This is a genomic window from Stenotrophomonas sp. YJH_SMC_40 (assembly GCF_059368615.1).
In genome coordinates this window covers 287,190-307,863 of the sequence record NZ_JCAFRX010000003.1, presented here as the reverse complement: position 1 = coordinate 307,863, position 20,674 = coordinate 287,190, and the positions used below count along the sequence as shown (strand labels likewise).

21 protein-coding genes are annotated in these 20,674 nt (G+C 67.5%); 13 read left to right on the top strand and 8 right to left on the bottom strand.

The window, feature by feature from the left end; genetic code table 11:
* The first annotated feature begins 83 nt into the window (after positions 1-83).
* Positions 84-1,082: a polyprenyl synthetase family protein gene (locus AC5P6X_RS07330; protein WP_005408451.1), complete on the top strand. Its 999-nt coding sequence runs from the start codon at positions 84-86 to the stop codon at positions 1,080-1,082.
* Positions 1,083-1,271: 189 nt separating this feature from the next.
* On the opposite strand, the gene AC5P6X_RS07325 is transcribed toward AC5P6X_RS07330, so the two are convergent.
* Positions 1,272-2,063: a dienelactone hydrolase family protein gene (locus AC5P6X_RS07325; RefSeq protein WP_329756662.1), complete on the bottom strand. Its 792-nt coding sequence runs from the start codon at positions 2,061-2,063 to the stop codon at positions 1,272-1,274.
* Between the two features lie 132 nt (positions 2,064-2,195).
* Between AC5P6X_RS07325 and AC5P6X_RS07320 the strand changes: the two genes are divergently transcribed.
* Complete coding sequence (locus AC5P6X_RS07320; RefSeq protein ID WP_285311465.1) at positions 2,196-2,789, top strand: SMI1/KNR4 family protein; 594 nt, start codon at positions 2,196-2,198, stop codon at positions 2,787-2,789.
* Between the two features lie 94 nt (positions 2,790-2,883).
* Here AC5P6X_RS07320 and murD read toward each other — a convergent pair whose 3' ends face one another.
* From murD to AC5P6X_RS07305, 3 genes are all read right to left on the bottom strand, one after another.
* Positions 2,884-4,293: a UDP-N-acetylmuramoyl-L-alanine--D-glutamate ligase gene (gene murD, locus AC5P6X_RS07315; RefSeq protein ID WP_329756658.1), complete on the bottom strand. Its 1,410-nt coding sequence runs from the start codon at positions 4,291-4,293 to the stop codon at positions 2,884-2,886.
* Positions 4,274-5,626, bottom strand: a complete 1,353-nt coding sequence (gene murL, locus AC5P6X_RS07310) for a UDP-N-acetyl-alpha-D-muramoyl-L-alanyl-L-glutamate epimerase (RefSeq protein ID WP_329756656.1) — start codon at positions 5,624-5,626, stop codon at positions 4,274-4,276. Before murL ends, murD begins: the two co-directional genes overlap by 20 nt.
* Before the next feature lie 76 nt (positions 5,627-5,702).
* Entirely contained in the window at positions 5,703-8,297 is a 2,595-nt protein-coding gene (locus tag AC5P6X_RS07305; protein WP_495215383.1) for a bifunctional aspartate kinase/diaminopimelate decarboxylase, read from the bottom strand.
* A 75-nt stretch (positions 8,298-8,372) separates the two neighbouring features.
* Here AC5P6X_RS07305 and AC5P6X_RS07300 point away from each other — a divergent pair, with 75 nt between their 5' ends.
* A complete protein-coding gene (locus tag AC5P6X_RS07300) occupies positions 8,373-9,245 on the top strand; it encodes a PhzF family phenazine biosynthesis protein (RefSeq protein WP_329756654.1) in 873 nt (290 codons plus the stop codon).
* A 91-nt stretch (positions 9,246-9,336) separates the two neighbouring features.
* Positions 9,337-10,215: a PhzF family phenazine biosynthesis protein gene (locus AC5P6X_RS07295; RefSeq protein ID WP_164221491.1), complete on the top strand. Its 879-nt coding sequence runs from the start codon at positions 9,337-9,339 to the stop codon at positions 10,213-10,215.
* 158 nt (positions 10,216-10,373) lie between these two features.
* On the opposite strand, the gene AC5P6X_RS07290 is transcribed toward AC5P6X_RS07295, so the two are convergent.
* Entirely contained in the window at positions 10,374-10,805 is a 432-nt protein-coding gene (locus AC5P6X_RS07290) for an OsmC family protein (RefSeq protein ID WP_164221493.1), read from the bottom strand.
* Positions 10,806-11,177: 372 nt separating this feature from the next.
* On the opposite strand from AC5P6X_RS07290, the gene AC5P6X_RS07285 reads away from it, so the two are divergent.
* The 4 genes from AC5P6X_RS07285 to AC5P6X_RS07270 all read left to right on the top strand — a co-directional run bounded on the left by AC5P6X_RS07285 (position 11,178) and on the right by AC5P6X_RS07270 (position 13,441).
* Complete coding sequence (locus AC5P6X_RS07285) at positions 11,178-11,576, top strand: HU family DNA-binding protein (RefSeq protein WP_005408442.1); 399 nt, start codon at positions 11,178-11,180, stop codon at positions 11,574-11,576.
* 295 nt (positions 11,577-11,871) lie between these two features.
* A complete protein-coding gene (locus tag AC5P6X_RS07280) occupies positions 11,872-12,180 on the top strand; it encodes a DUF3861 family protein (protein WP_005408441.1) in 309 nt (102 codons plus the stop codon).
* 51 nt (positions 12,181-12,231) lie between these two features.
* On the top strand, positions 12,232-12,762 hold the full coding sequence (locus tag AC5P6X_RS07275) for a hypothetical protein (RefSeq protein WP_049448621.1): 531 nt from the start codon (positions 12,232-12,234) through the stop codon (positions 12,760-12,762).
* A gap of 82 nt (positions 12,763-12,844) precedes the next feature.
* Entirely contained in the window at positions 12,845-13,441 is a 597-nt protein-coding gene (locus AC5P6X_RS07270; RefSeq protein WP_049448619.1) for a DUF1439 domain-containing protein, read from the top strand.
* Between the two features lie 38 nt (positions 13,442-13,479).
* Here AC5P6X_RS07270 and AC5P6X_RS07265 read toward each other — a convergent pair whose 3' ends face one another.
* Complete coding sequence (locus tag AC5P6X_RS07265; RefSeq protein WP_024956948.1) at positions 13,480-14,022, bottom strand: type 1 glutamine amidotransferase domain-containing protein; 543 nt, start codon at positions 14,020-14,022, stop codon at positions 13,480-13,482.
* Positions 14,023-14,184: 162 nt separating this feature from the next.
* Positions 14,185-14,652, bottom strand: a complete 468-nt coding sequence (locus tag AC5P6X_RS07260) for an SET domain-containing protein (RefSeq protein ID WP_088436931.1) — start codon at positions 14,650-14,652, stop codon at positions 14,185-14,187.
* Positions 14,653-14,860: 208 nt separating this feature from the next.
* On the opposite strand from AC5P6X_RS07260, the gene AC5P6X_RS07255 reads away from it, so the two are divergent.
* From AC5P6X_RS07255 to AC5P6X_RS07235, 5 genes are all read left to right on the top strand, one after another.
* Positions 14,861-15,316, top strand: coding sequence for an SUF system Fe-S cluster assembly regulator (locus AC5P6X_RS07255; RefSeq protein ID WP_005408436.1), 456 nt, complete (start codon positions 14,861-14,863; stop codon positions 15,314-15,316).
* A gap of 17 nt (positions 15,317-15,333) precedes the next feature.
* A complete protein-coding gene (gene sufB, locus AC5P6X_RS07250) occupies positions 15,334-16,809 on the top strand; it encodes a Fe-S cluster assembly protein SufB (protein WP_005408435.1) in 1,476 nt (491 codons plus the stop codon).
* 74 nt (positions 16,810-16,883) lie between these two features.
* Positions 16,884-17,648, top strand: a complete 765-nt coding sequence (gene sufC, locus AC5P6X_RS07245; protein ID WP_322534124.1) for a Fe-S cluster assembly ATPase SufC — start codon at positions 16,884-16,886, stop codon at positions 17,646-17,648.
* Complete coding sequence (gene sufD, locus AC5P6X_RS07240) at positions 17,648-18,910, top strand: Fe-S cluster assembly protein SufD (RefSeq protein WP_049448615.1); 1,263 nt, start codon at positions 17,648-17,650, stop codon at positions 18,908-18,910. The genes sufC and sufD overlap by 1 nt, the downstream gene beginning before the upstream one ends.
* Positions 18,907-20,163 (top strand): cysteine desulfurase, encoded by a 1,257-nt coding sequence (locus AC5P6X_RS07235; protein ID WP_108270299.1) that lies wholly within the window; start codon positions 18,907-18,909, stop codon positions 20,161-20,163. Before sufD ends, AC5P6X_RS07235 begins: the two co-directional genes overlap by 4 nt.
* A gap of 63 nt (positions 20,164-20,226) precedes the next feature.
* Here AC5P6X_RS07235 and AC5P6X_RS07230 read toward each other — a convergent pair whose 3' ends face one another.
* Complete coding sequence (locus AC5P6X_RS07230; protein ID WP_123958287.1) at positions 20,227-20,667, bottom strand: hypothetical protein; 441 nt, start codon at positions 20,665-20,667, stop codon at positions 20,227-20,229.
* Between the last annotated feature and the right edge of the window lie 7 nt (positions 20,668-20,674).

Here is a 20,674-nt window from a genome sequence, read left to right as displayed (position 1 = left end):
GCCGGAAACGCCGGCCAGCCCCGTTTGCGCCCGAATTCACGGCCAGCGCCTATAATCGGTGGTGAGCCTGAAAGCCTGATCGCATGACCATCACCGAAGACACCCGTCCCGCCCTGGGCCTGCCCCAGATCCAGTCGCTTGCCGCGGCCGACATGGCCGCCGTCGACGCCCTGATCCGGCGCCGGCTGTCCTCGGACGTCGTGCTGATCAACCAGATCGCCGACCACATCATTTCCGCCGGCGGCAAACGCCTGCGCCCGATGCTGGTGATGCTGGCGGGTCACGCGGTCGGCCAAGCCGGTCCGGAGCACCACCAGCTGGCGGCGATCATCGAGTTCATCCATACCTCGACCCTGCTGCACGATGACGTGGTGGACGAATCCAGCCTGCGCCGTGGCCGCAGCACCGCCAACGCGCTGTGGGGCAACGCGCCCAGCGTGCTGGTCGGCGACTTCCTGTACTCGCGCAGCTTCCAGCTGATGGTCGAGCTGGAGCGCATGCCGGTGATGCAGATCCTGGCCGACGCCACCAACCGCATCGCCGAGGGTGAAGTGCTGCAGCTGCTGCACGTGCACAACCCGGATACCGACGAAGCCGCCTACCTGCGCGTGATCGAGCGCAAGACCGCGGTGCTGTTCGCCGCCGGCACCCGCCTGGGTGCGCTGGCCAGCGGCGTGGACGAAGCCACCCAGCAGGCCCTGTTCGACTACGGCATGCACCTGGGCTACGCGTTCCAGATCGCCGACGACGTGCTGGACTACTCGGCCAATGCCGAGGAACTGGGCAAGAACCTGGGCGACGACCTCGCCGAGGGCAAGGCCACGCTGCCGCTGATCCACGCGATGGCCCACTCCGACGACGCCACCCGCGAACGCCTGCGCACCATCGTGCAGGACGGCGACGCTTCGGCGATGCCGGAAGTACTGGCCGCGATCCGTGCTACCGGCGGCCTGGAGTACAGCCGCGCGCGTGCCGAGGAATATGCCGAAGCCGCCGAGCGTGCGCTCGATGGCCTGGGCGACAACGATGCCGTGGCGGCCCTGCGTGGCCTGGCGCGTTACGCGGTGCAGCGCTCGCATTGATGGGTTGAGGTGTGCCGACCAACGGTCGGCACCCACCAAACCGGCGTTCCGGAGGGTGCCGACCATTGGTCGGCACGGAAACGCCCGCATTGACCGCATCCGGTAGTGCCGGCCGCTGGCCGGCATTCCCGATGACATCCGCAGCATCATGAGGTTGCCGGCCAGCGGCCGGCACTACCGCTGCGCGGATCAACGTTTCTCGAAGCGCCCCTCGAAGAACTCATCCAGCGCCTTCCACGCGCGCTTGGCCGCCCGTTCGTTGTACTGGCACCCCGGCGGGCTGTTGGCATCGCGCTCGGCAAAGCAGTGCACCGCCCCGCTGTAGTTGGTGAACTCCCAGTCGACCTTGGCCGCGTTCATTTCCCTCTGGAAACCGGCGATATCCTCGGCGGTCACGCTCCTGTCGTCGGCACCATTGAGCACCAGCACCGACGGGTGACTGCCACCGGCCTGCGCCGGCAGCGGCGAACCCAGCCCGCCGTGCAGGCTGACCACACCGGCCAACGGCGCACCTGCACGGGCCAGCTCCAGCACCGTGGTGCCGCCAAAGCAGAAGCCCACCGCACCGATCCGGCTGGCATCGAGCGGCACCTTGCCGGCCTGCGCCTTGAGCACGTTCACCGCCTCCAGCGCACGTGCCCGCAGCAACGGCCGGTCGTTGCGCAGCTTGGTCGCCACCGGCCCAGCCTCGGCATCGGTCTTCGGCCGCACGCCCTTGCCGTACACATCGGCCACCAGCACCACGTAGTCATCGCCGGCCAGCTGCTTGGCCTTCTCGATGGCCGATTCGTTCACACCCTTCCAGTTCGGCACCATCACCAGGCCCGGGCGCTTGTCGTTGTCGCCGTCGTCATAGACCAGCACGCCACTGAAGGTCGTGCCCTGGTGTTTCCACTCCACCGGCTGCGTCTTCATCGCCGCCCACGCCGGCATCGCCGCCAGCCCCAGCATCACCGCCACACCGCATCGCCAACGATTCATGCGCCTGCTCCGCAAGAAAAAGGGGACGGAGGGGATTAAGCCGTATTCGCCCCTCCCGCGTCGCATTCTGCATTGGCGACGTGACGCAGGTGTGGTTGGATACGACTTACTCCCCTCCGTCCCCTTTTTCGCATGAACCTTGTTGACCGCTTTCTGTCTGGCCTGATCCCACGCCTGCCTGCCGACGATGCCCCGCAATGGGCTCACGTCCAGGGCGCCAGCGCACAAGACCTGCAGCGCCTGCGCATGCAATGGCCGCAGGTGCCTGACAGCCTGGTGGAACTGTTGTCCCGCGTCGATGGCACCCATTTCCGCGAGTACCCCGGCGGCGGGGTCCGCGTGCTGATGCTCGGCTCGGACGTGGAGGACGGCGGCTATCCGTACTACCTGCGCTCGGTCGCGCAGATCTTCGAGGACCAGCAGCAATGGGACGACAGCATCCGTTCCATCTATGAAGAGTGGCTGGATGACGAGCCGGAGATTCTGGGTGAAGGCATCGACGCCGATCTGCCGATGAACCGCCGCCTGTGCTTCTCGCACTGCATGAACAACGGCGGCACGTCGATGCTTTACCTGGATTTCAACCCCGCACCGGGCGGCACGGTCGGTCAGGTGGTGCGCTACCTGCACGACCCGGACAGCTACGCGGTGATCGCGCCCAGCTTCGATGCGTATCTGCAGCAATTGATCGACGGCGGCTACGCGTTCATCGACGAGGAGCAGTAGATCCACGCCATGCGTGGATGAATTTCTCCGGAGGGTTGCCGGCCAGAATCCCGTTGGGGTCAGAGCCCTTTCCTGCGGAAAGGGATCCGACCCCTCAGGCGATGCCCAACCCTGGAATCGCGCTGATGCTGTCCGGGTCGAATCCGGCCAGCTCGGCGAAATGACGGCCACGCGCCACGTAATCGCGGTACGCACCAAAGCTCGGTGCGCCCGGCGACAGCAGCACCACCCCACCCTGCTCACCCAGCGCAGTACGCGCCAGCGCCATCGCCTCGGCAAGATCGCCCGCAGCATGGAGGCCGAAGCGACCGGCATCGGCCAGCGGTTGCAGCATGGCGTGGATGCGCGGGCCGTTGCTGCCCATGGTCACGATCTCCACCGGCGGCACGTCGTGCGCCATGTGCTGCATGAAATCGGTCCAGTCCAGGCCACGGTCGTGCCCGCCCACCAGCAGCGCGATGCGCTGGCCGGCGAAGCACTCCAGCGCAGCCAGGCTGGCATGCGGCGTGGTGCTGATCGAATCGTTGACGTAGGTCAGGCCATCGGCCACGCCGATGCGCTGCAGGCGGTTCGGCAGCGGACGGAAGTCCTGCACCGCCGGCGCCAGCACCACCGCGTCCAGCCCCAGCGCTTCCAGCGCGGCCAGCACCGCGCACAGGTTGCCACGGTTGTGGCGGCCCGGCAGCGGCGTGTTGCGGGTATCAAACACGGCCTGCTCACCGCGATGCACGATGTCGCCGCGCATGTGCCAGCCCTGCGGCTGGTTGAACCAGACCACTTCGCTGTCGGGCAGCGACAGCGCGGCCAGGTGCGGATCGGCGGCATTGAGCACGGCGATGCGCGGTGCGGCTTCAGTCACCAGCCGCAGCTTGTCTTCGATGTAACGCTGTTCGCTGCCGTGCCAGTCCAGGTGTTCCGGGAACAGGTTAAGCACCACCGCCACCTGCGGGCGGGCGCCACTGCGTGCCACTTCGCCGGTCTGGTAGCTGGACAGTTCCACCGCCCAGTACTCAGGCGCGGGCTGCGGGTCCAGCACTTCCAGCAGCGGCAGGCCGATGTTGCCGACCAGGCCGGTACGGTGGCCGGCGGCACGCAGCAGGTGCGCGACCAGCGCGGTGGTGGTGCTCTTGCCCTTGGTACCGGTCACGCACACGGTGTCGTGCACGATGCCATCGTCGGCCGCGTGTTCGGCGAACCACAGCGCGGTGCCACCAATGAAGCGGGTGCCCTGCCCTTCCGCCGCCAGCGCGATTGGCTGGTAGGGGCTGATGCCGGGAGACTTGATCACCACGTCAAACGCGGCCAGCGCTTCAGCAGAAGGCTCGCCACGCACGTCCAGCACGCCCTGCGTTTCCGCACGCGCGGCCTCGACTTCAGCCGCCGGGCAGAACAGGCTCAGCGGCAGCGTGGGCAGGCGCTCACGCAGCACCGCAAACGCGGCGCGGCCCTCACGGCCCCAGCCCCACAGCGCAACGCGCTTTCCTTCAAGCTTCGAAATCTTCACGCACCCGTTCCCACAGCGCAGCCGGAACGCGGTGCTCGCCCTGCAGCTGCAGCAGCGGTGCCAGTTCCAGTTCGGCGGCATCCAGCTGCGGCTGGATCTCGTTGCAGAAGCGCTTCACCAGCACGTCTTCCTTCCACTCCGGGCGCTGCGCCAGGGTCGCCATCGCCGCACGCGATTCGCGGCCTTCGCCCACGCACTCGAACGGCTTGTGGTCCTGGAATTCCAGCAGCGCATCGAAGCCACCGGCCTGCTCGGCATCATCCAGCAGGTTGCGGCCGAAGATGCGCACCAGGCGCGTCTTGGGCATGAACGGGGCCAGCGCCAGGAACACGAAGTGGCACTTCGGGCAGACGCCGCACCAGCGGTTCACCGGGCGCTCGCCGAGGATGTGGAAGTTGCGGTTGCAGCTGGAGAAATGCGCGTCGTAGAAGTCACTCTTGGCGAACTGGCGGGCCACCGCCAGCTCGGACATCGGGCGCAGCAGCGAGTAGTACTGCAGGTCCGCCGCCACGTACTTCTGCACATGGCTGCCGAACGCCTGCTCGCAGGCCCAGCCCTTGGACCACTGATGATTCACTTCGCCGGTGCCTGGAATCTGGCTGCCGTAGCTGGCCGAGCGCTCGTTGGAGAACACCACCTGGTCCACGCCGTGCAGCAACGCGGCCAGCACCATGATCGCCGAGTTCACCACCGTCACCGGGATATGGCCGTTCCATGCGCCCTGGCGATTCAACTCGAACAGTTCAGGTGCCAGCGTGCGGCCCAGGTTCAATGCCGGCAGGCCGGTGCGCTCGGCGCACGCACGGATCAGCTGCGAGCCACCGATCCAGGTCACGGTCTCGTCCACGCCGGCACGGCGCAGCGCTTCGATGCTGACCAGCGAATCCTTGCCGCCGCCGATGGCCACCAGCGCGTGCGGCTGCAGGCCCAGCGACGCCGCCTGCACGGCCTCGCCCTGCACCGGCAACCGGAAGCGGCCGCGCAGGTTCAGGCCATTGCGGTAGGCGAATTCGCCCAGGCCGTTGAGGTAAATGGTCTCCACCAGTGCGGCGGTATCGGCATCGATGCTGTAGCTGTCGATGCTGACCGTCTCCGGCACGCCCGCCTTGTAGTAGCTGACACCGGCGATCAGGTGCAGCAGCTGCAGCGCACGCTGCACGGCGGCGGCACGCGCCTCGTCCAGCACGAACGGGGCGCCCGGCACGGTGATGGTTTCCACCATCTCCGGGCCGTCATCAAAGGCATAGACCAGCCTGGCCACGCCGGTCTCCGCGGCGAATTCGCAGCGGACGAAGCGGAAGCGGGAAACCTGGTGTTTGTCGAAAGCAGTCATGGTGTATCCGGTCAGGCACGGGCCCGCGCGATGGTGCGCGGCGTGTCGGTGGGCGGGTGCAGGGCGCGCGCGGCGATCATTCGATCACGTCTTCGCGCGGCAGCATCCGCTGGTTGTAGGTGTTGGCCATCGAATAGCCGTAGGCGCCGGCATCGGCGATCAGCATCACGTCGTCCGGCGCGGTCGACACCGGCAGCTTGCGGCGCTTGCCGAACACATCGCTGGATTCGCAGATCGGGCCGACCACATCGAACGCCGCCTCGGCATACCCACCCTGGCGGCTTAGGTTCTCGATGTCGTGCCAGGCGTCGTACAGCGCCGGGCGCATCAATGCGTTCATGCCGGCATCCAAGCCGACGCGGCGCACGCCGTCCTTTTCCACCACCTGGGTGGCGTGGGTCAGCAGCACGCCGGATTCGGCCACCAGGTAGCGGCCCGGCTCGATCGCCAGGCGGAACGCCGGATGCAGCGCCTTGACCTCGGCCAGGCCCTCGGCCCAGGCATCCAGATCGAACGGCTCGTCCTCGGCGGAATACGGAATCGGCAGGCCGCCACCGATGTCGATGGTCTGCACGCTGCCGATGCGGCGGGCGAAACCGGCCAGCTCATCGCACATCAGGCGCCAGTGCTGCGCGGTCTCCACGCCGCTGCCCAGGTGCGCATGCAGGCCGACCACGCGGCTGCCCAGATCGGTGGCCGCGCGCACGAACTCGTCGACACGGGCGATCGGCAGGCCGAACTTGGACTCCTTGCCACCGGTACGGACCTTGGCGTGGTGGCCTTCGCCACGGCCCAGGTCGACGCGCAGCCACAGCTCGCGGTTGCGGAACAGGTCCGGCCAGCGCTGCAGTGCCTCGACGTTGTCGACCGTCACCGTCACGCCCAGCGCGAATGCGGCTTCGTATTCGCTGCGCGGGCAGAAGCTGGGGGTGAACAGCACGCGCTTGGGCGACAGTTCCGGCAGGTGCTGGAACACGTGCTTCAGCTCGCCATGCGACACGCATTCCAGGCCGAAGCCTTCGGCTTCCAGCAGCTGCAGGATGGCCGGGTGGCTGTTGGCCTTGATCGCGTAGTAGCGCTGGTCGATCGGCTTGATCGCGGCCAGCGCGCGGGCGCGGGCGCGCACGGTCGGCAGGTGGTAGACGTAGCGCGGCGTACCGGCATCGGCCAGCTGCAGCAGGTGCGCACGCTGGCCGCGCCACCACGGCGTGCCACGCGGGCGCACGGTGCCGGCGATCTCGCGCCAGCGCGGGCCGAACACTTCGGTCTCTTCCACCGGCATCGCGCCGCTGTCGATCAGCTCGGCGTGCAGCACCGGCAGCAGGCCATCGGCATCGGCCTCGTCGATGACGAAGGTCAGGTTCAGGTCATTGGACGACTGCGAGATCATGTGCACGCGCTCGCGGCCGAAGGTGGCCCACACGTCCGACAGCTTGTGCAGCAGCGAACGCATGCCACGGCCCACCAGGGTGATCGCCGCACACGGCACGATCACCTTCACCTTGCAGATCTGCGACAGGTCGGCCGACAGCGCGGCCAGCACATCGGTGTTGACCAGATTCTCGGACGGGTCCAGCGACACGGTGACGTTGGTTTCGGCCGAACCGATCAGGTCCACCGACAGGCCGTGCTTCTTGAACAGATTGAACACATCGGCCAGGAAGCCGACCTGCTGCCACATGCCGATGCCTTCCATGGACACCAGCACGATGCCGTTGCGGCGGCTGATCGCCTTCACCCCTGGTACCGGCGCGGCGCTGCCGTCGATGCTGGTGCCCGGCAGTTCCGGGCGCTCGGTATCGAGGATGGCCATCGGTACGCCGGCATCGCGGCACGGCTTGATCGAGCGCGGGTGCAGCACCTTGGCGCCGGTGGTGGCGATTTCCTGCGCCTCGTAATAGTCCAGGCGGGTCAGCAGGCGCGCGTCCGGCACATCCTTCGGGTTGGCACTGAACATGCCCGGCACATCGGTCCAGATCTCCACGCGGCTGGCACCGAGCAGCGCACCGAAGTACGCCGCCGAGGTATCCGAGCCACCGCGGCCGAGGATGGCGGTACCGCCATCGGCGTGCCGCGAGATGAAGCCCTGGGTGATCAGCAGGCGGGTCGGCTGCGCGCGGAAGCGCTGCACCCATTCCGCGTCGGCGCGCCACTGGCAGTTCACCGACAGGCGCTGCGACCAGTCGCTCTGGTTCGGCTGCGGCGGCATCGCGTCCAGCCACTGGCGGGCATCCATCCAGCCCATGTCCAGGCCCGAAGCGTGCAGGTAGGCCGCACCCAGGGTGGAGGACAGCAGCTCGCCCTGGCCCAGCACTTCGGCCTGCCAGTCGAGCGGACGGGTGGCTGCACGCGCATCGTCGAGCAGGCCCTGCAGCGCGGCGAGGCGATCGGCCAGCACCTCGCGGCCCAGGCCGAGTTCAACCAGGAAGGCCTCGTGGCGTTCGACCAGCGCCGCCACGCGGTCCCGGCTGTCGGGCGCGCCATCGGCGATCGCGGTCAGTTCGTTGGTGACCCCGGACAGCGCCGACACCACCGCCAGCACGCGCGAGCCGGTCTCTTCCGCGCGTTTTTTCGCCAACTTCCCGATCGTGTCCCAGCGGTGACGACGCGACACCGAGGTGCCGCCGAACTTCAGTACGATCCAACGATCGACAAGGGGGGAAGCTGACATGGATTGGCTATGTAGAATGTGGGGAAGCCGCCCTCGGGGGCGGAACCTTTGATTCTAAGCGCAATATCCCCGTAGATGGCCGTCCTCCGTTACCTGCAGCTCGATGTCTTCGCCCCCCGCCCCGGCACCGGCAACCCGTTGGGCGTCATCCTGGACGCCGACGGGCTCCCCAGCAGCCAGATGCAGGCCCTGGCCGCCTGGCTGAACCTGTCCGAGACGGTGTTCTTCCTGCGCCCCAGCACGCCGGGCGCCGACTACCACATCCGCATCTTCACCCCGACCCGCGAGCTGGCCTTCGCCGGCCACCCCAGCGTCGGCGCCGCCTGGGCGGCGGTGACCTGCGGCCTGGCGCAACCGCACGACGGTTCCCTGCTGCAGCAATGCGCGGCGGGGTTGCTGCCGGTACGGGTGAGCGGCCCGGCCGAGGCACTGCAGATCCAGCTGGCCAGCCCACCGGCGCGGCGGCTGGACACCGCGGCCGACGGAGCGCCCGAAGCGCTGCTGGCGCTGGCCGACAGCGGGCACGTGCCCGAACTATGGGACAACGGCGCACGCTGGTGGCTGTTGCCGCTGCGCGACGCCGCCGCCGTACGCAACCTTGTGCCGGACATGGCCACGCTGGCCGACTGGAGCCTCGCCACCGACGCGACCGGTGTGGCCGTGTTCGCCGACGAGGCCGGCGACGACCACACCCGGGTGGTGCGCGCCTTCTGCCCCGCTGATGCAGCCGCCGTGCCCGAGGATCCAGTGACAGGCAGCGCCAATGCGCTGATCGGTGCCTGGCTGCGCCAGCGCAATGCCCTGCCCGGCCGCGAGGGCCGCTACGTCGCCAGCCAGGGCCGCGAAGTCGGCCGCGATGGTCGCGTACAGGTCGAGGTTGATGCGCAGGGCACGGTGTGGATCGGCGGCCAGGTGCAGTGCGTGATCGACGGCAGCATCCATTGGTAGCACCGGGCCACGCACGGCGAATGCCGCGCACGGTCGCCGGGCATGGCCCGGCGCTACCGTATCCCCTCTCGTTTTACGGAGTTTGCCCCCTATGACCACCCGCCGTTTCCTGCAGCTGGACGTGTTCTCCCCGCGCGCCGGCGCTGGCAATCCGCTGGCCGTGGTACTCGATGCCGAGGGCCTGGACGACGCCAGCATGCAGGCCATCGCGCGCTGGACGCGCCTGCCCGAAACCACCTTCGTGTTCCCGCCGCAGGTGCCGGGCGCCAGCTATCGATTGCGCATGTTCAGCCCGCAGAAGGAAGTACCGTTCGCGGGCCACCCCAGCGTCGGCACCGCGCATGCGGTGCTGCAGGCGGGCCTGGCCGCAGCGGTCGACGGCGTGCTGGTGCAGGACGGCATTGCCGGCGCGCTGCCGCTGCGCGTCAGCGGTGAGGGTACGCAGCAGCGCATCGCCATCCGCACCCCGCGCGCGCAGCTGGCCGAAACCGCTGAGGCCACCGATCCGCGCCTGCAGGCCGCGCTGAAGGACTGGCCGCTGGGCACACTGCCGCCGGCACGCATGCAGGGCGGCCGCAGCTGGTGGGTGGTGCAGGTGGCCGACGAGGCCGCATTGCGCGCGCTGCAGCCAGACTGGGATGCAGTGGCCGCACTGGCTGAATCCACCGACAGCATGGGCGTGTTCGCCTATGCCTTCAGCGATGGCAGCGAGGGTTTCGACCTAGCCGTACGTGCCTTCGTCGGCAATGGACGCCGCTTCGAGGACGCCGCCTCGGGTGCGGCCAATGCGGTGCTGGCCGCGTGGCTGGACCTGCGTGACGCGCTGCCGCGTGGACGGACGCCGTTTGAAGTCAGCCAGGGCCGCGAAGTCGGCCATGACGCGCGCCTGACCCTGCTGATCGACCAGGACGGCGAGGTCTGGTCGGGCGGCCAGGTGCAGACGGTGATCAGCGGCACCATCGATTGGTAAACACCATCGAGGTGGAGCCGAAGGCAGCGGCAGGAGCCGCTGCCAACGTCGGACGCGACGGCCCGGAGGGTGGCGGCCAGGAAGGCCGCCATAACGCTGGCCGGCTGTTACCTGGACCTCGACATCATGCGGTTGCCGGCCAGCGGCCGGCACTACCCTCAGCCCAGCTCGGCTTCCAGGGTGATCGGCACCGCGCTCAGCGCCTTGGACACCGGGCAGTTCTGCTTGGCGTCATCGGCAATCGCACGGAACTGCGTCGCGTCGATACCCGGCACCACTGCCTTCACCTTCAGCCGGATCTGCGACAGCTGCGGGCCGCCCTCCAATGACAGATCGACCTTGGCTTCGGTATCCAGCGAGGTCGGGGTAAAGCCGGCTTCGCCGAGCTTGGCCGACAGCGCCATGGTGAAGCAACCGGCGTGCGCAGCAGCGATGAGCTCTTCCGGATTGGTGCCCTTTTCGTCGCCGAAACGGCTGTTGAAGCCGTAGCGTGTCTTGTCCAGCAGCCCGCTCTGCGGCGTGCTCAGCTGCCCCTTGCCCGACTTCAGATCGCCTTCCCAGTGCGCGGTGGCGTGTCGCGAGATTCCCATGTGCTGCTCCTGCGTGACGGTGATGAACGGTCACCCTCGCACGGGAGGCGTTAGCCCTGCGTCGCTCCGCCGCACGCCGCAGGTCGCCTTCCGAACCCGGCGCGTGGACACTTTCTCACCAGCCGGAAACGCATTTTTCTCTTGTTTTCAGTGGTTTCGCGCATTCCGCTGATGGGCGGGCGTGGGCCGTAGCGCGCGCTGCCACACCCCCGTCCCCCACTGCGCGCCATGTACTGAATCGGCCTGGATATGAAAAAACATGCACTTTCCGCGCTTCGGGCTATTGGCGGCGCCCAAGAGTTGCCCTACATTGCGCTTGCCGACGGGGTTCGGCGCCGACCAAACAACCAACCGTTCACGGAACAGGAAACCATGGCAAAGACCGCTAAGAAGGCTGCCCCGAAGAAGGCAGTGAAGAAAGTCGCGACGAAGGCAGCCGCCAAGCCGGCCGCTCCGAAGCCGATCAAGGAAGTGCTGACCAAGTCCGGCCTGGTTGCACACATCGCTGAAGCCTCCGGCGTCGTCGCCAAGGACGTCCGCGCTGTGCTGGCCTCGCTGGAAAGCGCCGTTGCCTCCTCGGTGCACAAGAAGGGCGCTGGCTCCTTCACCCTGCCGGGCCTGCTGAAGATCACCACCGTCAATGTGCCGGCCAAGCCGAAGCGCAAGGGCATCAACCCGTTCACCAAGGAAGAGCAGTGGTTCGCTGCCAAGCCGGCCACCACCAAGCTGAAGGTGCGTCCGCTGAAGAAGCTGAAGGACGCCGCGCTGTAAGCGCGCGCCCCAACGCGGATTCCGACGGGACGGCTCTGGCCGTCCCGTTTTCTTTTGCACGTTCCCGGCAGCAGGTCCACGCCACGTGTGGATGCGCCGCCCCGGGGCATTCGCAACACAGCGTTGCCGCATACTGGAAAATCCCCGTTCAAGCCCGTCGCCATTAGCCAGGCGCGGCCTGGGCAGGCCCTGGAACGTACCGGGTGGAACACTGCGTGCAGCCCCGGCCATCGCCGCCGCGCACGGCCTTGCCTAAGGTGGGCACATCCTCCACAGCTACGGCGAGCACCCCCTCATGGCCAGTCCCTCCACCCGCTACCGGATCTCGGTGACCCCCATCGAAAAGGACGGGTTGCAGTGCACCGGGCGCTGCACCATCGAACTGGAACATCGCGCCAGCCGCGACCTGATGCGCCTGCTGGAAGCGGCGCCACGCACCGCTGGCATCAGCGGTGATGAACGCGCGACCCTGGTGATCGCCACCCAGCTGCTGCGCGACATCGTGCAGCGCCACGCAGAGACCGATGGACATGCGTTGGCCGCCATCGCCGGGCAGGTGCTGCCGGCACTGGATGCGCTGGAGCAGTTGCCCTCCTCCCGCTGATTCCCGCGCAGCCGATACACTGTCTCCCCCACATCGCCTCGGGGAGGAGGCATGCGCAGGACGCTTTTCCTGATCGCGCCCCTGGCGCTGCTCGGCTGCTCCAGGCCTGCGGCAGCGCCCGATGTTGCGCCAGCGCCGGCTGTCGCCAGCGCCGGAACGCAGGGCATCGCCGGCTCCGAAGCGGCGTCCCTGCAGACACCGGCGATCGATCCGCTGTTCGCTGCGGTCGCTGCCGACGCCCAACCACCATCGGTGATGCTCAACCGCTACGTGATCGCGCTGCTCAACCGCAACCGCAGCGCCAGCGACGCGGCATGGGCGATTCCACCGGCCGACCCGCACCGCGCAGATGACGCTGCCATACGCCAGCTGCAGGGCGTGCGTACGCTGCGGCTGGACAGCGAGCCCCCGGTGGCACGCGACGGCCAGCACCCTCCCAAGCTGCTGGAGGTGCCGGTGCGGATCCGCGCGGTCACCACCCAAGGCACCTTCCGCTTCGGCGGCTGGTACCGCGTGCAGCCCAGTGCTGATGGCCGCGGCTGGCAGATCCAGTCGGCGCAACTGCGGCCAACGCTGGACTGAACCGTTGCAGCGGCATGCACGCGCGATTCAGCCGCCCCGGCTACTCTTTCCTCCATCCTTTCCCAGTCCAGCGGTCACCGCCATGCGCCTGCGTTCCCTGATGACCCGCCTCGCCGCCTCCACCGTGCTGATCGCCGCCGCGATCGGCGCGCAGGCCGCCCCATCCATTTCCGGCCGCGAACTGTCGGTCGGCGCCAGCGATGTGCAGCAGTATCTCGATGGCAGCTTCCCGCGCACCCAGGACGCGCTGGGCGGACTGATCGCCCTCACCATGAGCCACCCCCAGCTGAGCCTCCCGGCCGGCGAGCGCTTGAATCTTGGCATGGACGTGGCACTGGCCACTGCCGGTGGCAATCCGGCCAAACTGGGTACGGTGAAGCTCAGCAGCGGCCTGCGCTACGACGCGCAGACCCAGGGATTCCACCTGCAGCAGCCGAGCGTGGATGACTTCATCCCGGCCAACCAGGGCGGTCGTCTCGACTCCCGTACCCGCGGCCTGCTAAACGCCTGGCTGAGCGACTACGCCCAGCGGGAGCCGATCTACAAGCTGGACCCGGCCGTGGCCGGCATGCTTGGCGCGCTGCAGGTGCAGTCGGCACAGGTGAAGAACGGCAAGCTGGTGGTCACCTTCAACCAGAACCTGGGCAACCTGGTGCCGGCAGGCGTGCTGGGCAAGTAAGGTGGTGCCGGCCAGCGGCCGGCACTACCGGCAGCGCATCAGGCGGCAAGTGCCTTGACCACCGCCTCGCTGAAAGCTGGGATGTCGTCCGGCTTGCGGCTGGTGATCACGTTGCCGTCGACCACGACCTCGGCATCGCGCCAGTTCGCCCCCGCATTGGTCAGATCCTGCTGCAGGGACGGCCAGGACGTCAGCTCGCGGCCATCGGCGAGGCCACTGTTGATCAGCAGCCACGGGCCATGGCAGATCGCCGCCACAGGCTTGCCGGCTTCGTCTACTGCGCGGACGAAGCCGAGTACAGCCTCGTCGGTACGCAGCGTGTCCGGATTGATGACCCCTCCCGGCAGCACCAGGGCATCGAAGCTGGCCGGATCGGCCTCATCCAGCGGAATATCCACTGCAACGGCGTCGCCCCAGTTCTTCTCTTTCCAGCCCTTGATCGTTGCCTCCTTTGCAGGCGACACGACGCTGACGCGCGCGCCTTCGGCTTCCAGCAGACGCTTGGGTTCGGTCAGTTCGGACTGTTCAAAGCCGTGGGTGGCAAGGATGGCAATCTGCTTGCCCTTCAATCGTTCTGCCATGGGTGCACTCCAGTTGGGGGTGCCGACAGAATGGAAGAACGGCCCTTGCACGGCGGTGACCCTGCCGTGCACGGCAGGTGGAGAGCCTCCGGGTGGTGCCGGCCGCTGGCCGGCACCTGGATTGCGCCTTGCCGGCCAGCGGCCGGCACTACGCGGTACCGGTCAGCGCTTGGGCTGCAGCATGGTTCCGGTGCACTTGGGCGAGCCGCAGCGGCACTCCCAGATCTTCTTCAGCTTGGCGGTGTGACGCTCGGCCAGGGTGATGCCGTAGTTGTAGGTCAGCTCTTCGCCGGCCTTGATGTCACGCAGCGCCTCGATGAACACCTTGTCGCCACGGCTGTCACCGTCCTCGTCTTCCTCGATCACCGCCTCGCAGTTCGGGTCGCAGCTGTGGTTGATCCAGCGCGCATCGTTGCCCTTGTAGTTGGCATCGATCACCCAGTCATCGTTGAGGGTGAACAGGAAGGTATGGCCGCTTTCAACGTCGCCGCTGTCATCGGCATCAACGTCGCCGTGGCTGCGCAGCAGGCCCCTGTACTGGATCACGCGCTCGCCCTGCTTGATCGGGGCCACGGCGAACACGCCGTTGCCATGGATGGCGGACTTGCGGGCTTGGATCTTCTTCGGCATCGGCACGGGCTGTTTGCAGCGGATGGAACCGGGATTCTCGCCCATTCCGGGTGATTGCGAAAATCACCCCGTTGGCGCAGCATGGCGCCCCGGCGGTGGCCCCGGTGCGTCGTCCCGGTCCGTCCCAGCGCCGGCTGAATGCCCGGGTTGGATGCCGGCGAATAAAAGCGTACAATTTCAGTCCGCTTTAAGAACCGCTCGCATTCCCATGTTGCGTGTCACCAAGCTCACCGATTACGCCACCGTGGTGCTGACCGTGCTTGCCGCCCGTCCGGGCGAGGTGCTCAGTGCCACTGAGCTGGCCGAATTCACCGGCCTGGAGCCGCCCACCGTCAGCAAGGTGCTCAAGCCGCTGGCCCAGGCCGGCCTGGTCGAAGGCCTGCGCGGTGTCCGTGGCGGCTACCGCCTGACCCGCCCGGCCATCGAGATCTCGCTGTTCGAAGTGGTCGAAGCGATGGAAGGGCCATTGGCCCTGACCGAATGCAGCCACGACCACCACCAGTGCGGCATGGCGCCCAAGTGCGGCGCGCGCAGCAGCTGGCGGCTGATCAACGACGTGGTCTCCGAGGCCCTGCGCGATGTCACCCTCGCCCAGATCCTGCCCCCTCTTCCCCTTGCCGATGACGAACAGCGCCGCACCATCGCTGTCGACGTCGTCTCCTGATCCACAGGCAGCCCCCCATGGCCACCGAAACCATCGAAAACGTCGCCCACGACGACACCCCCAACCGCGAGATCCACGAGCAGCTCGGCCGCAAGTATTCGGCCGGCTTCATCACCGAGATCGAATCGGACTCCCTGCCGCCGGGCCTGGACGAGGACACCATCCGTGCCCTGTCGGCCAAGAAGGACGAGCCGGAGTGGATGACGCAGTGGCGCCTGGACGCCTACCGCCACTTCCTGACCATGCCGATGCCGGACTGGGCCAAGCTGGAGATCGCGCCGATCGACCTGCAGGCGCTCAGCTACTACTCCGCGCCCAAGGGCCCGAAGTACGCCTCACTGGATGACGTGCCAAAGGAACTTCTCGACACCTACGACAAGCTCGGCGTGCCGCTGCACGAGCGTGCCAAGCTGGCAGGCGTGGCGGTGGACGCGGTGTTCGACTCGGTGTCCGTCGGTACCACGTTCCGCAAGGAACTGGCCGAGAAGGGCATCATCTTCTGCTCGATGTCCGAGGCCATCAAGGAACATCCGGAACTGGTCCGCCAGTACCTGGGCACCGTGGTGCCGGTAGGCGACAACTACTTCGCCGCGCTCAATTCGGCGGTGTTCTCCGATGGCAGCTTCGTGTTCATTCCCAAGGGCGTGCGTTGCCCGATGGAACTGAGCACCTACTTCCGCATCAATGCCGGCCACACCGGCCAGTTCGAGCGCACCCTGATCGTGTGCGAGGACAAGGCCTACGTGTCCTACCTGGAAGGCTGCACCGCGCCGATGCGCGACGAGAACCAGCTGCACGCGGCGGTGGTCGAGCTGGTCGCGCTGGAAGACGCGGAGATCAAGTACTCCACCGTGCAGAACTGGTACCCGGGCGACGAGAACGGCGTCGGCGGCATCTACAACTTCGTCACCAAGCGTGCCGAATGCCGTGGCGCGCGCAGCAAGGTCACCTGGACCCAGGTCGAAACCGGTTCGGCGATCACCTGGAAGTACCCGTCCTGCGTGCTGCTCGGCGACGACTCGGTCGGTGAGTTCCACTCCGTGGCGCTGACCCATCACCGCCAGCAGGCCGACACCGGCACCAAGATGATCCACGTCGGCAAGCGCACCAAGAGCAAGATCGTCAGCAAGGGCATCAGTGCCGGCCGTGGCCAGAACACCTACCGCGGCCTGGTGCGGGTGGACCGCAACGCCGATGGCGCGCGCAACTACACCCAGTGCGATTCGCTGCTGATCGGCAAGCAGTGCGGCGCGCACACCTTCCCCTACATCGAGGTGAAGAACCCGGGCGCCACCGTCGAACACGAGGCCACCACCTCGAAGATTTCCGACGACCAGCTGTTCTACTGCCGCGCCCGTGGCATCAGCCAGGAAGACGCGGTGTCGATGATCGTCGACGGCTTCTGCAAGCAGGTGTTCCGCGAACTGCCGATGGAGTTCGCGGTGGAAGCCAAGAAGCTGCTGGAAGTCTCGCTGGAAGGTTCGGTGGGCTGATCGCCCACCCCTGCCCCTCGCAAACGCATTCTCTTTACCGGCGGGCCGCGGCCCGCCCCACGGAAACCCCCACCATGCTGAAGATCGAAAACCTCCACGCCCGCATCGGCGACAAGGAAATCCTCAAGGGCCTGTCGCTGGAAGTGAAGCCCGGCCAGGTGCACGCCATCATGGGCCCCAACGGCGCCGGCAAGTCCACCCTGGGCAATGTCCTGGCAGGCCGTGACGGCTATGAAGTCACCGAAGGCAGCGTGCAGTTCGACGGCAGCGACCTGCTCGACCAGGACCCGGAAGCCCGCGCCGCCGCCGGCCTGTTCCTGGCGTTCCAGTACCCGGTGGAAATCCCGGGTGTGAACAACACCTACTTCCTGCGCGCCGCGCTGAATGCACAGCGCAAGGCGCGTGGCGAGGACGAACTGGACTCCATGCAGTTCCTCAAGCTGGTGCGCCAGAAGCTGGCCGTGCTGCACCTGAAGGACGAACTGCTGCACCGTGGCGTCAACGAAGGCTTCTCCGGTGGCGAGAAGAAGCGCAACGAGATCTTCCAGCTGGCCGTGCTCGAGCCGAAGCTGGCGATCCTGGACGAAACCGATTCGGGCCTGGACATCGACGCGCTGAAGAGCGTGGCCGACGGCGTCAACGCGCTGCGTGCCGCTGACCGTTCGTTCCTGGTCATCACCCACTACCAGCGCCTGCTGGACTACATCAAGCCGGACGTGGTGCACGTGCTGGCCGATGGCCGCATCGTCAAGACCGGTGGCCCGGAACTGGCGCTGGAACTGGAAGCGCACGGCTACGATTTCCTCAAGGATCGCGTGGTGCGCGAGGCGGCGGTCTGATGAGCGCCCTGCTCGACTCCATGGCCCAGGCCTTCTGCGGCAGCGACGCGCGCCGCGAAGTGCTGGACGCGGCCCTGCGTGACGGCCTGCCGGCCGCGCGCAACGAAGCCTGGAAGTACACCTCGCTGCGCCAGCTGGAACGCCGTGCGTTCGCGGCTGCACCGCTGCAGGGCCCGGCGCTGGACGCCGCGCTGCTGGAGGACATCCCGGCACCGCGCCTGGTGTTCGTCAACGGCCGCCTGGATGCCGCGCTGAGCGACGTGCAGGTCCTGCCGGACGGCGTGCAGCTGCAGCCGCTGTCGGCCGCACTGGCCTCCGGCGAAGACGCCGTGCGTTTCCTTGGCCGCCGCTACGAGCGCAGCGAAGAGATCTTCGCCCGCCTGAATGCCGCGCTGGCCGATGAAGGCGTGGTGCTGCGCGTGGAAGAAGGCGTGCAGGTGGAAGCGCCGCTACAGCTGGTGTTCGCCAGCGTCGCTGGCGACACCGATCTGGCCTGGCACCACCGCCACCTGATCGAACTGCGTGCCGGCGCCAGCCTGGGCGTGGTCGAGCACCGCCTCAGCGTCGGCGATTCGGCGCACCTGGACAACACCGTGCTGCACGCCCATGTCGCCCGCGATGCCGTGCTCAAGCACGCCCGCGTGCAGGCCGGCAGCGCGCGCCAGACCAGCTTCCTGCGTACCGACGCGGTGCTGGCCCGCGACGCGCAGTACCACCGCGTCGACCTGGAACTGGGCGCAGCACTCAGCCGCCACGAACTGAACGTGCGCCTGGAAGGCGACAATGCCCAGCTGACCGCCAACGGCGTGCTGCTCGGCAATGGCCGCCGCCACGTCGAAACCCGCCTGGGCATCGACCACATCGCACGCGATACGAGTTGCGAGCTGCTGTGGCGTGGCGTTGCCGCCAACCGCAGCCGCGTGGTGTTCCATGGTGGCATCCAGATCCGCGAAGGCGCCGACGGCACCGATGCGAACCTGTCCAACAAGAACCTGCTGCTGTCGGCCGACGCCGAGATCGATACCCAGCCGACGCTGGTCATCGACGCCGATGAAGTGAAGGCCGCGCATGGTGCCACTGTCGGCCAGCTCGATGCCAACGCGCTGTTCTACCTGCGCTCGCGCGGCCTGCCGCAGGCACAGGCGCAGGCACTGCTGAGCGCCGCGTTCTGCCACGAGCCGCTGAAGATCCTGCCGGAAGCCCTGCGCGAGCAGCTGGCACGCCGTTTGGACAAGGCCCTGGCCGAGGCGGGTGTGGCATGAACCTGTCCACCCCGCGCCCGATCGAAGAACGCACCGGCGCGCCCGATTGGGATCGCGTCCGCCTCGACTTCCCGCTGCTGATGCGTGAAGTGCACGGCAAGCCGCTGGTCTATTTCGACAATGCCAACACCGGCCAGAAGCCGGTGCAGGTGATCGGCGCGGTGGACGAGTTCTACCGCCGTTACAACGCCAACGTCAGCCGCGCGGTGCATGCACTGGGCAGCGAAGCCACCGACGCCTACGAAGGCGCGCGCAACACGCTGGCGCGCTTCCTCAACGTGCGCCCCAGCGAGCTGGTGCTGTGCAGCGGCACCACCTTCGCCATCAACCTGGTGGCGTATTCGTGGGCCCTGCCGCGATTGAAGGCCGGCGACGTGATCCTGATCACGCGCATGGAACACCACGCCAACATCGTGCCGTGGCAGCTGGTCGCACAGCGTACCGGCGCCACCATCCGCGTGGCCGAGATCACGCCTGACGGCGCACTCGATCTGGATGCGCTGCGCGCGGCAATGACCCCGGAGGTCAAGCTGCTGGCGGTCACCCACGTGTCCAACGTGCTGGGCACGGTCAACCCGGTGCGCGAGATCTGCCGTGAAGCGCGCAAGCGCGGCATCATCACCGTGGTTGATGGCTCGCAGGCCGTGCCGCACCGCAAGGTCGACGTGGCCGCGATCGGCTGTGACTTCTACGCCATCACCGGCCACAAAATGTGTGGTCCGACCGGCACCGGTGCGCTGTGGGCGCGCCGCGAGCACCTGGATGCGATGCCGCCGTTCCTTGGCGGCGGCGAGATGATCAAGGAAGTCAGCTTCGACGGCACCGTGTTCAACGATGCCCCGCACAAGTTCGAAGCCGGCACCCCGAACATCGCCGGCTTCATCGGCCTGGGCGTGGCCGCCGACTACCTGCAGCAGCTTGGCCAGGAGAACGTGGAAGCACGCGAGGCTGAACTGCTGGCGCATTTCACCGAAGAGCTGCGCCGCGTCGATGGCCTGCGCATCATCGGCGAAGCACCGGAGAAGGCCGCCGTGGTCTCGTTCCTGATCGACGGCGCGCATGCGCACGACCTGGCGACCCTGCTTGACCTGGAAGGCGTGGCGGTGCGCTCCGGCCAGCACTGCGCACACCCGCTGCTGCAGTACTTTGGTGTGGCGGCCACCTGCCGTGCCTCGCTGGCGTTCTACAACACGCACGCCGAGATCGAGCGGTTCATGACCGCGCTGACCAAGGTACGGAAGCTGTTGGGGTAACCCCGGAAGACCGGGGTCAGATCCCTTTCGCATCGCGAATGGGCTCTGACCCCAACTACCCGATCACTCCTGCAGCCGCCGCACCGACGACACACATAGTTCGGCAGGCCACTGGCCAAGATGCCCCTTGCCGCTCACCGCATCCGGCCGCGCCGCCGACACGATCCCGGTCATTTCAAAAGCCTGCTCCGTCGGCAACGTCACCGGCGCGATTCCCTCCACCCAGATGCCGTCTGCCGCCCACGGGTCACGTACCGGCGGTCCTGGATGCAGCGCCGACATTTCCCAGCCTCCGACGTAGGCACCCCGCACCTTTACCAAGCGGCCCTGATAGCGGACAGGGTGCGCACGCAGTTCCTCCAGGGCGACAGGAAGTGCACGTGCCGGGTTGAACCCAGGGCAGGCAAAACTGTTGAAGGAAGCGTCCCTGCCCACGACGGAGGCATCCGTGCACGCGAGCAGGACCGACATCGCCACGATCATGCCGAGCGTAGCGACCTTCATGGCGCCT

What these genes read in the sequence shown, in the direction of transcription:
- AC5P6X_RS07330 (WP_005408451.1), top strand. Translation starts at nt 84, where the DNA reads ATGACCATCACCGAAGACACCCGTCCCGCCCTGGGCCTGCCCCAGATC.
- AC5P6X_RS07325 (WP_329756662.1), bottom strand. Translation starts at nt 2,063, where the DNA reads ATGAATCGTTGGCGATGCGGTGTGGCGGTGATGCTGGGGCTGGCGGCG.
- AC5P6X_RS07320 (WP_285311465.1), top strand. Translation starts at nt 2,196, where the DNA reads ATGAACCTTGTTGACCGCTTTCTGTCTGGCCTGATCCCACGCCTGCCT.
- murL (WP_329756656.1), bottom strand. Translation starts at nt 5,626, where the DNA reads ATGACTGCTTTCGACAAACACCAGGTTTCCCGCTTCCGCTTCGTCCGC.
- AC5P6X_RS07305 (WP_495215383.1), bottom strand. Translation starts at nt 8,297, where the DNA reads ATGTCAGCTTCCCCCCTTGTCGATCGTTGGATCGTACTGAAGTTCGGC.
- AC5P6X_RS07300 (WP_329756654.1), top strand. Translation starts at nt 8,373, where the DNA reads ATGGCCGTCCTCCGTTACCTGCAGCTCGATGTCTTCGCCCCCCGCCCC.
- AC5P6X_RS07295 (WP_164221491.1), top strand. Translation starts at nt 9,337, where the DNA reads ATGACCACCCGCCGTTTCCTGCAGCTGGACGTGTTCTCCCCGCGCGCC.
- AC5P6X_RS07290 (WP_164221493.1), bottom strand. Translation starts at nt 10,805, where the DNA reads ATGGGAATCTCGCGACACGCCACCGCGCACTGGGAAGGCGATCTGAAG.
- AC5P6X_RS07285 (WP_005408442.1), top strand. Translation starts at nt 11,178, where the DNA reads ATGGCAAAGACCGCTAAGAAGGCTGCCCCGAAGAAGGCAGTGAAGAAA.
- AC5P6X_RS07280 (WP_005408441.1), top strand. Translation starts at nt 11,872, where the DNA reads ATGGCCAGTCCCTCCACCCGCTACCGGATCTCGGTGACCCCCATCGAA.
- AC5P6X_RS07275 (WP_049448621.1), top strand. Translation starts at nt 12,232, where the DNA reads ATGCGCAGGACGCTTTTCCTGATCGCGCCCCTGGCGCTGCTCGGCTGC.
- AC5P6X_RS07270 (WP_049448619.1), top strand. Translation starts at nt 12,845, where the DNA reads ATGCGCCTGCGTTCCCTGATGACCCGCCTCGCCGCCTCCACCGTGCTG.
- AC5P6X_RS07265 (WP_024956948.1), bottom strand. Translation starts at nt 14,022, where the DNA reads ATGGCAGAACGATTGAAGGGCAAGCAGATTGCCATCCTTGCCACCCAC.
- AC5P6X_RS07260 (WP_088436931.1), bottom strand. Translation starts at nt 14,652, where the DNA reads ATGCCGAAGAAGATCCAAGCCCGCAAGTCCGCCATCCATGGCAACGGC.
- AC5P6X_RS07255 (WP_005408436.1), top strand. Translation starts at nt 14,861, where the DNA reads ATGTTGCGTGTCACCAAGCTCACCGATTACGCCACCGTGGTGCTGACC.
- sufB (WP_005408435.1), top strand. Translation starts at nt 15,334, where the DNA reads ATGGCCACCGAAACCATCGAAAACGTCGCCCACGACGACACCCCCAAC.
- sufC (WP_322534124.1), top strand. Translation starts at nt 16,884, where the DNA reads ATGCTGAAGATCGAAAACCTCCACGCCCGCATCGGCGACAAGGAAATC.
- sufD (WP_049448615.1), top strand. Translation starts at nt 17,648, where the DNA reads ATGAGCGCCCTGCTCGACTCCATGGCCCAGGCCTTCTGCGGCAGCGAC.
- AC5P6X_RS07235 (WP_108270299.1), top strand. Translation starts at nt 18,907, where the DNA reads ATGAACCTGTCCACCCCGCGCCCGATCGAAGAACGCACCGGCGCGCCC.
- AC5P6X_RS07230 (WP_123958287.1), bottom strand. Translation starts at nt 20,667, where the DNA reads ATGAAGGTCGCTACGCTCGGCATGATCGTGGCGATGTCGGTCCTGCTC.